This window comes from Devosia honganensis (assembly GCF_042648785.1).
GTDB classification, from domain to species: domain Bacteria; phylum Pseudomonadota; class Alphaproteobacteria; order Rhizobiales; family Devosiaceae; genus Devosia; species Devosia honganensis.
Genome location: NZ_JBHRYD010000007.1, coordinates 258,051 through 270,659, shown reverse-complemented (window position 1 = coordinate 270,659; position 12,609 = coordinate 258,051). Strand labels below are relative to the sequence as shown.

The following is a 12,609-nucleotide window of genomic DNA, read 5'->3' as shown; positions in this document are numbered from 1 at the left end:
TTCAGCGCATCCGTGTCCGCGTCAACAGCCAGATGAGATAGAGGCCGCCCACGAGACCGGTCATCCGGCCGATCGGCAGCACCAGGTCGAGCGGCATCATCTGCGCCACGAGGTCGGCGAGGACCAGCAGCAGCGCACCCATTGCCGCCGCGCTGAGCACGGGCAGCGATTTCGCGCCCGTCAGCCGCAGGACCAGTTGCGGCGCGGCAAGCGCGACGAAGGCGATGGGGCCGGCGGCCCCGGTCGCGAGCCCGGCCAGCGCCACCGCGCAGAACATCATCCAGATGCGGGTCCGCTCCACCCTTATGCCCAATTGCCGCGCGATGTCGTCGCCCATCTCGATCATCGAGAGGCTGCGCGCGGCAAGGCCGACCAGCGGCACGATGACGATGGTGCCGACCATGACCGGCACGACATGCGACCAGGTGCGGGCATTCAGCGAGCCGGCCAGCCACAGATTGGCGGCGATGGCGCTGTCGAGGTCGCCGCGCACCAGCATCAGATTGTTGAGTGCCAGGAGGACCGCACCGACACCGATGCCCACGAGAATGAGCCGGTATCCGCCGGTCGTCCCATTCCGGACCGACAGGAGATAGACCGCTGCGGCGGTGAGCAAGCCGCCGCAAACGGCGGAAGCCGCAACGGCGAAGCCATCGCCCTCGAGCACGATGATCTGCAACAGAGCCCCAGTCGCCGCCCCGGTGGTGAAGCCGATGACATCGGGCGAGCCCAGCACATTGCGCGACACCGATTGGAAGACGGCGCCCGACACGCCCAGGGCGGCCCCCACGAAGATCGCGGTCAGGACGCGTGGCAGGCGGACGTTGAAGATGATCTGATCGTAAACTCCGCCTGCGCCTCCGCCCAGCAATGTTGCGAGCACCTCGCCCAGAGGGATGGCGACCCGTCCGACCGTGATGGCATAGGCGGCGCAGAACAGGGCCAGGGCGCAGATAACCAGCGTTACGGCCACGATACGCGGCCTGACGACCAGCGACATGGCGGCGTTCCTGACGACGATCCCCCCAATGGAAGACGGCTTCAGGGTTTCGGGCGCGCTCATAGCTGGCTGATCCGCCGCTGCCGGACCAGCGCGATGAAGAATGGGCCGCCGATGAGCGCCGCCATGATGCCCACCCCGACCTCTCCCGGCGGGGCCACGATCCGCCCCAGCGTATCGGCGGCCACCATCAGGATCGCCGACAGGAGCATGGAATAGGGCAGAACCCAGCGGTGGCCGGGGCCGGTGACGAGCCGCGCCACATGGGGAGCGGTGAGCCCAACAAAGGCGATCGGCCCCGCCGCTGCGGTGGCTCCGCCCGCCAGCACGACGACGACGATAGCCGATGTGCTCCAGATCAGAGCGGGGCTGCCGCCAAGCGTGCGGGCCAGATCGTTTCCAAGCGCGACGGTATCGAGCGCCCGTGTCAGGAAGAGCGCGGCGAACGACCCCATGGATACGAGCACGAAGACCGGTCCCAACACTCCATATCCGCGGCCCTGCAATGAGCCGACGCTCCAATGACGGAACTGGTTGAACACCTGTTCCTCGCTGTTGATGAGGATGATCTGGGTCAGCGACAAGAGCACGATGGTGAGCGCGGCGCCGGCCAGCACGATACGGACATGGTTGGCGGTCCGGCTGAGATTGCCCAGCGCATAGACCGCGCCGCCGGCCAGGGCGGCCCCAGCGAGGCCGAACGCCATATAGGCCGTGACATCGGCGATCCCCAGAAAGGCAATGGCGGCGACGATGGCCGCCGAGGCGCCGGCATTTACCCCCAGAATGCCCGGATCGGCCAACGGATTGCGGGTCAGCGCCTGCATGATGGCGCCTGCCAGCCCCAGCGCAGCCCCCACGATTGCGGCGAGCAAGGTGCGCGGCAGGCGCAGGTGATGGACAAGAAGATGATCGGAATTGGCGGGGTCGAAGGCAAAAAGCGCATCCCATGTCACCGAGGGCGGGATGGATCGCGTGCCGATGCCGACGCTGAGCAGCATCAGGACGGCCAGAAGGCACGGCAAGACGAGCAGTCCCGCGACGCGCAATTTGCGCCCGGACGAGGACGGAATCGCCGGCGAGGACGCCGTCATCGATGCGCCTGTCCTGAAGGCCGCACAAAAGCCGTGCCTTTCGCGCGCCCCGCCGACATCAATTGCCGAACTTCTCGACGATCCCGTCGATGATTTCCCGTCCGCTGAAATAATCGATGCGGAACGAATTGGCGCCCAGCCCATAGACTTGGCCCGCCTGGACCGACGGCAAATTGGCGAGGGTCGGCTCGTTGACGAAGGGGGCGACGCCGCCATCGTCAACGCGAAGCAGGAAAGTGGTCGCCGAGGTCAGTGCGACGAGGTTTTCATAGGGCGCCCAGACGAAGTCCTCGCGCAGATTGGGCTGGGCGTGCCATTCGGGATCGGGGTCTTCGAGGGTAAAGCCGAGCGCGGTGAGCAACTGGCCATGAACGCTGCCGGCGCGGGCAATGGGGTTGTCCTGCCCCGGCCCGTTGAAGGAGATGATGTTGGCCGTGCCCTCGGGAATGGTGATCGAGCGGCGCGCCTCCTCGACATAGGCGTCGAATTCGTCGATCGCGCCTTCGACCCGATCCTCGATGCCGATGGCCTCGCCGAGCTCGATGGCAAGGTCCTGCCAGGTCTGTCCGCCATAATCGAGGATGATGGTGGGCGCGATGGTACGGAAGGCATCGAGTTGATCGAGGGCGGAATCCATGCCCGAGGTGGAAACGATGATGAGATCGGGCGCGGCGGCATAGACCGCCTCGATATCGACGCTGCCGGCGGGCCAGGCGTTCTCGACGCCGCGCTCCTCGGCCAGCTCTGCCCATTGGGCAAAGAAGGTGCCGTTTCCTGCCGACCCGCTCGCCACCACCGGGGCGTCGACCGCCAGCAGCGTGCCGGTGATGGTCACGGATGTCGAGAGAATCCGCTGCGGCTGCGCCGGTATCTCGGTAACCGAACCATCGGCGTTTCCGAACGAGCGAGGCCAGCCGGCCATATCCTGGGCCAACGCGGCACCAGCCGACAAAAGCATAGAGGCTACGCTCAGACCGACCAGAAGCGCGCCCCTGAAACGGGTACGAAGGATAGGCATGGCATCTCTCCCGGTTTGCGTTTCGCCACAGCGGAGCAGCCATAACTTGATATAGAATGTCAAGTTAAATGCGCCTCGGACAGGATGCGCATGGCGCGGCTGACGGCGATACCGAAGACCGAGGCGTGGTCCTCGTCGGGGAAGATTTCGAACCGCACACGTCCGGCCCCGATATGGCCGCCCAGCTTTGCCGCAAACGCGCGGGCGTTGCCCACCATGCTGCGCGCCGCGCGGCGGCTGGCAATGTCGTTCGTATCGCCGCGGCCCGCCTGCCAGGGCGCCAGAGCTTCTTCCCACTCGCCAACGGCGATGAAGACGCGCGAAATCTCCCCTCGGATGGCGGGGATATCCGTTTCCAATCCTGCGTCCCGCCATAGCGAGGGGCTGATCGCCACATAGCTCTGGAACGCCCGGGTATGCCGAACCATGGTCCACAGCACGAAATATCCCGATAGCGAATGCCCGATAAGGGCCTGCCGCCGGGGATCGAGGGGAAGCGCCGCGCCGATCTCCGGCTTCAGACGGGTTTCGATGAAATCGAGAAAGGCTTCGGCGCCACCCTCGCCCGCTGGTTGCAGGCCCTTGGGCACGTAATCCCGCTCCCGTTGCCTGGTGTCGTAGAGAGCGCCGGAACCATGGCCGATCCCGACAATGACCGCAGGCGCGACGCCGGTGGCGTCGGGCCGGCGGCTGAGCCGCCGGTGGGTTTCGGCGACAGTCGCGAACCCGGCATCGGCATCGAGCAGATAGAAGACCGGAAATCCTCCCGCGGGGACAGGTCCGTCAGGCAGGGCGATGCTGATCCGATAGTCGATTCCGCCCACGGACATGGGCCGCACTTGCGTGTCGGGGATGGTTGCCAACGGCCAATCCGCGGCGATGGGAGGGGGAAAGCCTGTCACGCTCGATGCCTGTCTGTCGTGGCCGATGGGTCCCCTAGAACATAATCATGATCGTTTCAATCATATTACTTCTTGAAAAACTTGAGTTCACGAGTCATGTTGCGCTGCCTCGTGGTTCGCCGCGAAGAAATCCTTCAGGCCGCACCCCCACGCTTCCGGTGGAACAAACCACCAAGCGGCGCATGCAAGACGGGACGTATGACGATTACCAGCGTGCCAAATCAAATGCACCAGATGCCCGATCCTGCGACACACGCGATCTTCCGCTCGGCCAATAATCAGTTTTCGACGCAAGGCGTGGGCGCCGCGCTGCCCCCGGGACCGCTCGATACGCTGGGCGCACGGGTAAGGGATTTCTTTCGCTCGTCGCCTGGGGCGCAACTCCTGCTCGGCGCCCTGCCATTCGACCGCACGCAGCCCGACTGCCTCTTCCAGCCACTTTCCATAGCCGACATCATGCCACCGCCTTCCCTCGCGATGTCCGCGCAGGGACAAGGAGGGCGCCGGCGCGTGACCATGCATCCAAGCCCCGCCGATTATAAAGAAATGGTGGCCCGGGCGCTGGAGCTCATCGGCAGCGATGCCGGCCTGAGCAAGGTGGTTCTCGCCAGAACCCTGATGGTCGAAACGGACACCGCGTTCGATCCCCGGGCGGTGGCGATGCGCCTGGGCCGCGATCCCAGCATCACGAGTTTCGTGATGCCCGTATCGCTGGATGGACCGGCGCGCACACTGGTCGGCGCGACGCCCGAACTGCTGCTCGAAAAGACCGGGCGCGCCATCCGCTCCAATCCCCTCGCCGGTTCCGCCCGGCGACAGGCCGATGCATCCGCCGACCTGGCTGCGGCGGCGGCGCTCGAGGCATCCGACAAGAATCGCCGCGAACATGCCGTGGTGGTCGAAGCGATCATGGACGCGCTGGCGCCTTGTTGCGTGCAATTGAAGGCACCCGAAAGCCCGGCACTGCACGCGACGGCCTCCATGTGGCACCTGGGCACGCGGATAGAGGGCCGGTTGCGCGACGATGGCATCTCCTGCACCGACCTCGTCGCGCGGCTCCATCCGACCCCGGCCATATGCGGCTTTCCGCGCGACAGGGCGCAAGCGCTGATCCGCGAGCTCGAACCCTTCGATCGGGGCTTTTATGCCGGCGCGATCGGCTGGACCGACGCCGGCGGCGATGGCGAATGGCACATCGCGTTGCGATGCGGCGAAATCTCCGATCGCCGCATCACGCTCTTTGCGGGCGCAGGAATCGTCGCCGGCTCCGATCCCGCTGCCGAAGCCGAGGAAACCTCGGCCAAGTTCCTCGCCCTGCTCCATGCTCTGGGCATAGATGAACTTGGCCGCCCGCTTGTGGATGCGATCTCATGAAGCCGCTCCGGCAGACCTGGCCCGATGACCTGGCCGAGCATTATCGCGCCGCCGGATATTGGAGAGGCGAGACCTTCTCGCAGATGCTGAGGGCGCGCGCGGCGCTGTGGCCCGATCGTGTGATCATCGTTGGCGGCGAGATACGCTGGACCTATCGCGAGCTTCTCGGGCAGGCCGAAAGAACCGCTGCCGGATTGCTCTCCCTTGGCTTGCGGCCCGGCGACAGGGTCGTCGTGCAATTGCCCAATATCCCGGAATTCTTCGCAGTCGTCTTCGGCCTGTTTCGGGCCGGGCTCATCCCCGTCTATGCCCTTCCGGCGCACCGGCTCACCGAAATCGCCCATTTCGCGCGCAAGGCGGAAGCCGCCGCCTATGTCTGCGCCGACAGTTTCGGCGGCTTCGACTATCGCGGCCTGGCGCGCGAGCTTCGTGCCGCGGTGCCCGCCATCCGCCATGTGGTCGTGGCCGGGGATGCCGCCGAATTCACCCCACTGGCCGGGTTTCGTGTCGATGCTTGCCCGCTTCCGCCGGACGCCTCACCCTCGGATGTGGCGTTCCTGCAGATTTCCGGGGGCAGCACGGGCCTCTCCAAGCTGATCCCGCGCACCCATGACGACTATCTCTACAGCGTCCGCGAAAGCGCACGGATTTGTCTTCTCGACCAAAACAGCGTCTATCTCGCCGCCTTGCCGGTGGCGCACAATTTCCCCATGAGCTCGCCCGGCGTATTTGGAGCACTGTGGACCGGCAGCCGCATCGTCCTTTCGCCCGCGCCCGGCCCGGAAGTCGCCTTTCCCCTCATCGCGCGCGAAAAGGTCACCATTACCGGGCTCGTGCCGCCTCTGGCGCTGTTGTGGATGCAGGCGGCGAAGTCGCGCAGGGACGACATCTCCAGTCTCGAAATCCTGCAAGTCGGCGGCGCCAAGCTCATGCCCGAGGCCGCCCGGCGCGTGCGCTCGGAACTGGGCTGCCAGCTACAGCAGGTATTCGGCATGGCCGAGGGGCTGGTCAATTATACCCGGCTCGACGATCCCGACCATCTCGTCACCCAAACCCAGGGCCGGCCCATCAGTCCCGCCGACGAGATCAGAATCGTCGACGAGGAGGACAATCCGGTTGTCGAGGGCGAGCCCGGCCATTTGCTGACGCGCGGCCCCTATACGATCCGCGCCTATCACAATGACGACCAGGCCAATCTGCGCGCCTTCACCTCGGACGGCTTCTACCGAACCGGCGACGTGGTGAAGCGCACGCCGGAAGGTTACCTCGTCGTGCAGGGGCGGGCCACCGATCACATCAACCGGGCCGGGGAGAAGATTTCGGCCGAGGAGATCGAGGACCACCTACTCGCCCACCCCGACGTCTTCGACGCAGTCGTCGTCTCGATCCCCGATCCGGCGCTGGGCGAGCGTAGCTGCGCCTTCGTCATCCCCCATGCCGGGGCCGAACCCAGGCCTGCTGCGCTCAAGGGCTGGATGCGCCGGCGCGACGTGGCCGCCTTCAAAGTGCCCGACCAGATCGTCCTCGTGCCGGGCTTCGCGACCACGGCGGTGGGCAAGATCAGCCGCAAGCAACTGCGGGCCCGCCTGCGCGAAACCTTCCTCGCCGAGCAGGAGACCGCCTGATGGGACTGCCGCAGATCGCCCCCTATCCGCTGCCCGGCGAGGCCGAACTGCCCAAGGCGCGGGGTCCCTGGACCCTCGCCCACGACCGTGCCGCGCTGCTCGTCCACGACATGCAGAACTACTTTCTGCGCGTCTATGCCGTCGACACTTCGCCCATCGCGCCGGTCATCGCCAATATCGCGGCCCTCGCCGCCGCGTGCCGCCTGGCGGGTATCCCGGTGTTCTACACCGCCCAGAACGGCGACCAGGATCGCCGCGACCGGGGGTTGCAGGCTGACATCTGGGGGCCGGGCATGACGAGCGCGCCCGAGCATCAGGCCATCACGGCCGCGCTCGCGCCGCAGCCGGAGGATTTCGTCCTCGTCAAGCACCGCTACAGCGCCTTCCAGCGCTCCAACCTCGAAACCCTGATGCGGGCCCGCGGCCGCGACCAGATCGTCATCTGCGGTGTTTATGGCCATATCGGGTGCATGCTGACCGCCGCCGAGGCCTTCCAGCGCGATATCGAGGTATTCTTCATCGCCGACGCCATCGCCGATTTCTCGCGCGACCGGCACGATATGGCCGTCGACTATGTGGCGGAACGGTGCGGCGTTCCCATGACCACGCGACAACTGACCGCGGCGCTTAACCCATGACCCTGACGCTCGAGACGATGCGCGCCGACATCGCCCGCATGCTTCATGAAGAGCCCGGCAATATCGGGCTCGAAGACAATCTCATGGATCTCGGCCTCGATTCCATGCGCGCCATGAATCTGGTGCTCGCCTGGAGCGAGGCCGGCGTCGAGCTCGATTTCTCCGCTCTCGCCGAAAAGCCCACGCTGGCGGGCTGGTGGGCGCATGCACAGGCCCGGCAGGACGCGCGGTGAAACCCTCGTTAAGCCAGCGAAGCGCCTCCGGCCAGTCGTCCGCAGTTGGGGGCTATCGGCTGACCGAAGCACAGGAGGGGCTGTGGTATGCCCAGCGGCTCGACCCGGCCAATCCCCTGTTCAATACCGGGCACTATGCCGAGCTTCGCGGCCCCCTCGACCGCGACGCCTTCCGCGCCGCCGCCGACCGGATGCTGTCCGAGGCCGATGCGTTGCGCCTCAGAATAAACGAGGGCCTGGCCGGACCTTGGCAGGCACCGGCTCCGGACAGGCGGTTGCGTCTGGAGATCATCGACCTTGCAGGGCGGGACGACCCCCATGCCGAGGCCCTGGCGTCGATCGCAGACGATATCGGCACGGCCACGGATCCGGCGGCTGCCCCGCTCGCCACCGAAAAGCTGTTCGTTCTGGGGCCCCGGCATCACCTTTGGTATCGGCGCGTCCACCACCTCGCCATCGACGGCTACGGCATGGCATTGCTCAATGCCCGCGTCGCCGAGCTCTATAACGCCTGCCGGACCGGCCATGCCGCAGGACCGGCCTTCCCGCCCATCGATGCCGTCTTTGCCGAGGACATGGCCTATCGCGAGGGCGACCGGCGCCGCGAGGACGGGGCCTATTGGCAGACTTACCTCGCCAACCTGCCCGACATTGGCGGCATGGTTCCGGGCCGGGCGGTCAGCGCGCATCGCTTCGATCGCGCCACGCGGATGTTGGATGCGAGGCTGTTGCAAAGCCTGCAGTTGCGGGCCAGGGAGTGGAACCTTCCCTGGCCGGACCTGCTGACCGCCCTCACGGCCGCCTATTGCCGCCGCTTTGCCGGCGGCCCGGAGATCGTCGTCGGCGTTCCGCATATGGGCCGCCTCGGCAGCGCCGCCGCCCGTGTTCCGGCCATGGTGATGAACGTGCTCCCCCTTCGACTTTCCGCGAGCGAGACGATGCCGATGGAGGATTTCGTCACCGCCGTTTCCAAAACCCTCGCGGCCTCCCGCCGCCATGGGCGCTATCGCAGCGAGCAGATGCGCCGCGACCTCGGCCTCCTCGGAGGGCACCGCCGCCTCTACGGGCCGCTGGTCAACGTGCTGCCGTTCGACGTGCCGCCGCGGCTGGAGGGGATCGAGGTGAACACGGAAACGCTGAGCACCGGGCCGGTGGACGACGTCACCATCACCTTCCGCGGCGACGGCAGAACCGCCCTGGCCCTGGAGGTGGATACGAATCCCGACCTCTATGCGCCCCGCGACGGCGCGGCTCAGGCCGCGCGGCTGGCCGGGTTCATCGAGCGAGCGCTGACGGCTTCGACGCTCGACGAGGTGCCCATGGCGACGACCGATGAGGCTCGCCACTATACGGAGACCGTGAACCGGACGGCCCATAAGGTGCCGGACAGCACCCTCGCCGGCCTGCTCGAAGAAGGCCTCCGGCGCACTCCTCATGCACCGGCCGTGAGCTTCGGCGCCCGGACCTGGACCTATTCCGAGCTGGAGCGCCGGACGCGAGCCCTCGCCCTCCAATTACAGGCGCGGGGCATAAGCCGGGACGATATCGTCGCGATCGCCCTGCCCCGCTCGCCCGAACTGGTCGTGGCGCTGCTGGCGGTGATCAGGGCCGGAGCCGCCTATCTCCCGCTCGACCCCGAGCACCCTCCCGAACGAATCGCGCGCATCCTCGCATCGGCCCGGCCGCGGCTGTTATTGGCCGCCAGCGAAGATGTTCTTCCCGGGTCGCCGCCGGCCCTGCCTCCCCGGGTCTGGCACGCCGAGCCTTCGGCCCATGACCTGCCCAACGCGGCCGCCCCCGGCGATCTGGCCTATGTGATCTACACTTCCGGTTCGACCGGCGAGCCCAAGGGGGTGATGATCGAGCACCGGGCCATCGTCAACCGGCTCGAATGGATGCGCCGCCATTATGGATTTTCGGGCGAGGATCGCATCCTTCAGAAGACGCCTGCCACCTTCGATGTCTCGGTCTGGGAGTTCTTCCTGCCCTTCATCAGCGGCGGATCGCTGGTGGTCGCGCCGTCGGGGGCCCATCGCGACCCCAGGGCCATCGCCGCGCTCGTGCGCCGGCATGGCGTCACCACCATGCACTTCGTCCCGTCCATGCTGGCCGCTTTTCTCGACGCGCCGGAGGCGCATGGGCTGCATTTGCGCCGCGTGTTCAGCAGCGGGGAGGAATTGCCCGCCGATCTCTGCGCCCGCTTCCACGACCATGTCGAAGCCGAGCTGCACAATCTCTACGGCCCCACCGAAGCCGCGGTCGATATCAGCTATTGGCCGGTCCGCGCCGGGGCCCGGGACCGGCCGGTTCCCATCGGCTTCCCGGTGTGGAATTCGCGGCTCTATATCCTTGACGAGCGGGATCGCCCGGTGCCGCCCGGCATGGTCGGCCATCTGCATCTGGCCGGGGTGCAACTGGCGCGCGGCTATCTGGGCCGCCCCGACCTCACCGCCGAGCGCTTCGTGCCCGACCCCTTCCGGCCCGGCGAGCAGATGTATCGCACCGGCGACCTGGCCCGCTGGCGTGATGACGGCGCGGTCGTCTTCCTGGGGCGGTCCGACAGCCAGGTCAAAATTCGCGGCCTGCGTATCGAACTGGGCGAAATCGAAGCCGCCGCGATGGCATCCGGCCTCGTCGGCGCCGCCGCCATCGTCATGCGTGAAGACCGCGCCGGCCAGAAGCGCCTGGTCGCCTATGTCGTGCCGGGGCCGCATTACGACGAGGACGGTTTGCGGGCCTATATGCAGGGGGTGCTGCCCGACTACATGCTCCCCGCCGCGCTGGTGACCCTCGATGCGCTGCCTATCGGCGCCAATGGCAAGCTGGACCGATCCGCCCTCCCCAAGCCCCGCTTCGCCGAGACGGCCGGCCGGCCGGCCACCACCCGCACCGAACGGGCCCTGGCCGATCTTTATGCCGAATTGCTCGGCCTTGCCGAACCGCCCTCGGCGCATGGTGACTTCTTCAATCTCGGCGGCGACTCGCTGCTGGCGGTCACGCTCATGCTGCGCATCGAGGAGATGTTCGGCGTCGATCCAGGCTTGGGCACGCTGTTCGAGCGGCCCGACATCGCGGGCCTTGCGCAGCGGATCGATGCCGATGCATCCGTCTCCGACGATGGCCTGCAACCCCTGCTGCGACTGGGATCAGGCAACGAAAACCTGGCGCCCCTGTTCGTCGTTCATCCGGTGGGCGGCATCGCCTGGTGCTACCGGCACCTGGCGCGAGCGCTGTCCCCGCGCCGCGCCGTTTACGGCCTGCAAGCTCCCGCGCTCACACCGGGCATCGCCGTTCCGGACACGCTCGAGGCGCTGGCCGCCGGCTATGTCGAGCGCCTGCTCGCGGTCTCTCCCCGTGGCCCCCACCATATCGCCGGATGGTCGGTGGGCGGCATCATCGCCCAGGCCATGGCGGTGCGTCTCAGCGAACTGGGCGAGGAAGTCGGCGTCGTCGCCCTCCTCGATTCCTATCCCTCCGACTGCTGGCGCGTCGAACGGGAGCCGACCCCCACCGAAGCGCTGCGGGCCCTGCTGGCGGTGGCCGGGCACGTCCCCGAGGATTATCCCGATCTGGTGACCCGCGAGCAGATCGTCGGTTTCCTAAAGGCAGGCAGCAGCCCACTGGGCGCCTTGCCCGACGATGCGCTCGATGGGGTCATCCGCGTGGTCCTCGACGTCAATCGTCTGGTGCGCGGCCATTATCACCGCCGTTTCGAGGGCATTTTGACCCATTTCCGCGCCGCGCTGGATCACGGGGAAAGCGGTTTGACGCCTGCGCTCTGGCAGCCCTACGCACGGACGGTGGAGCTTATCGACCTGCCATTCCTGCATCCGCAGATGGCCGGCCCCGCCGCATCGGAAATGGTCGCGAGCGCCTTGAACGAGCGGCTGGCCCACAGGAGCTTTTCCCGATGAGAGAAACCGTCGATCCCCGTCCCAGCGGACTTGCGGGAAAGCTCGCCTTCGTGACCGGCGCCGGGCGCGGCATCGGTGCGGCGGTGGCCCGGGAGTTGCGCGCCGAAGGCGTGCGGGTGGTGGCGGCCGATATCGAGGCGGACGGGATCGAGGCCCTGGCCCGGGAACTCGGCCCGTCGCTCCGCGCCCTGACGCTTGACGTCAGTGACGGCGCGGCCGTCGAGGATGCGGTTGCCGCTATCGAGCAAGATTGGGGGCCGATCGATCTGGGCGTCAATGTCGCGGGGATTTTAGCGACGGGTTCGGTCATCGAGACCGGCGAGGCGGCCTGGCGGCGTGTCTTCGAAGTCAACACGCATGGCGTTTTCCACGTCGCGCGGGCGCTCGCCAGACGCATGACGCCGCGCGGGCGCGGGGCCATGGTCACGGTCGGATCGAACGCTGCGAGCGTTCCCCGCCACGGCATGGCAGCCTATGCCGCCTCCAAGGCGGCGACCTCGATGTTCATGCGCTGCCTGGGCCTCGAACTCGCCCCTTTCGGCATCCGGTGCAACACCGTCGCACCCGGCTCAACCCTAACCCCCATGCAAACCGGCATGTGGGCGGATGAAAACGGCGCACAGCGCGTCATCGCGGGATCGCCGGAGATCTACAAGACCGGCATCCCGCTCGGCAAACTCGCGGCCCCCGAGGAGATCGCCGACGCCGTCGTCTTCCTCCTCTCGGACCGGGCATCCCATATCACCATGGCCAATCTGACGGTGGATGGCGGGGCAGCGCTCTGCATCTGAAATTTCGGGGAGCGCCGGCC

At 67.0% G+C, this 12,609-nt stretch carries 10 protein-coding genes; 6 read left to right on the top strand and 4 right to left on the bottom strand.

The annotated features are described in order from the left end of the window. Window position 1 precedes the first annotated feature (1 nt). The 4 genes from ACFOOL_RS10195 to ACFOOL_RS10180 all read right to left on the bottom strand — a co-directional run bounded on the left by ACFOOL_RS10195 (window position 2) and on the right by ACFOOL_RS10180 (window position 3,975). The gene (locus ACFOOL_RS10195) at window positions 2-1,000 is read right to left on the bottom strand and encodes a FecCD family ABC transporter permease (RefSeq protein WP_380096851.1); all 999 of its coding nucleotides are present in this window, start codon (window positions 998-1,000) and stop codon (window positions 2-4) included. Between the two features lie 59 nt (window positions 1,001-1,059). Further along, window positions 1,060-2,094, bottom strand: coding sequence for a FecCD family ABC transporter permease (locus tag ACFOOL_RS10190; RefSeq protein WP_380096850.1), 1,035 nt, complete (start codon window positions 2,092-2,094; stop codon window positions 1,060-1,062). A gap of 58 nt (window positions 2,095-2,152) precedes the next feature. Next, a complete protein-coding gene (gene fepB, locus ACFOOL_RS10185; protein ID WP_380096934.1) occupies window positions 2,153-3,052 on the bottom strand; it encodes a Fe2+-enterobactin ABC transporter substrate-binding protein in 900 nt (299 codons plus the stop codon). A gap of 119 nt (window positions 3,053-3,171) precedes the next feature. After that, window positions 3,172-3,975: an alpha/beta hydrolase gene (locus tag ACFOOL_RS10180; RefSeq protein WP_380096849.1), complete on the bottom strand. Its 804-nt coding sequence runs from the start codon at window positions 3,973-3,975 to the stop codon at window positions 3,172-3,174. A gap of 135 nt (window positions 3,976-4,110) precedes the next feature. On the opposite strand from ACFOOL_RS10180, the gene ACFOOL_RS10175 reads away from it, so the two are divergent. From ACFOOL_RS10175 to ACFOOL_RS10150, 6 genes are read left to right on the top strand one after another with little or no spacing between them, the layout of a single operon-like run. Continuing rightward, window positions 4,111-5,388 carry an isochorismate synthase gene (locus tag ACFOOL_RS10175; protein ID WP_380096848.1) on the top strand — a complete coding sequence of 426 codons (1,278 nt, stop codon included), beginning with the start codon at window positions 4,111-4,113 and terminating at the stop codon, window positions 5,386-5,388. Then, complete coding sequence (locus ACFOOL_RS10170) at window positions 5,385-7,013, top strand: (2,3-dihydroxybenzoyl)adenylate synthase (protein WP_380096847.1); 1,629 nt, start codon at window positions 5,385-5,387, stop codon at window positions 7,011-7,013. Before ACFOOL_RS10175 ends, ACFOOL_RS10170 begins: the two co-directional genes overlap by 4 nt. Beyond that, the gene (locus ACFOOL_RS10165) at window positions 7,013-7,651 is read left to right on the top strand and encodes an isochorismatase family protein (RefSeq protein WP_380096846.1); all 639 of its coding nucleotides are present in this window, start codon (window positions 7,013-7,015) and stop codon (window positions 7,649-7,651) included. Before ACFOOL_RS10170 ends, ACFOOL_RS10165 begins: the two co-directional genes overlap by 1 nt. After that, complete coding sequence (locus tag ACFOOL_RS10160; protein ID WP_380096845.1) at window positions 7,648-7,884, top strand: phosphopantetheine-binding protein; 237 nt, start codon at window positions 7,648-7,650, stop codon at window positions 7,882-7,884. Before ACFOOL_RS10165 ends, ACFOOL_RS10160 begins: the two co-directional genes overlap by 4 nt. Continuing rightward, window positions 7,881-11,798: an amino acid adenylation domain-containing protein gene (locus ACFOOL_RS10155; protein WP_380096844.1), complete on the top strand. Its 3,918-nt coding sequence runs from the start codon at window positions 7,881-7,883 to the stop codon at window positions 11,796-11,798. The genes ACFOOL_RS10160 and ACFOOL_RS10155 overlap by 4 nt, the downstream gene beginning before the upstream one ends. After that, window positions 11,795-12,589, top strand: coding sequence for a 2,3-dihydro-2,3-dihydroxybenzoate dehydrogenase (locus tag ACFOOL_RS10150; RefSeq protein WP_380096843.1), 795 nt, complete (start codon window positions 11,795-11,797; stop codon window positions 12,587-12,589). The genes ACFOOL_RS10155 and ACFOOL_RS10150 overlap by 4 nt, the downstream gene beginning before the upstream one ends. The last annotated feature ends 20 nt before the right edge of the window (window positions 12,590-12,609 follow it).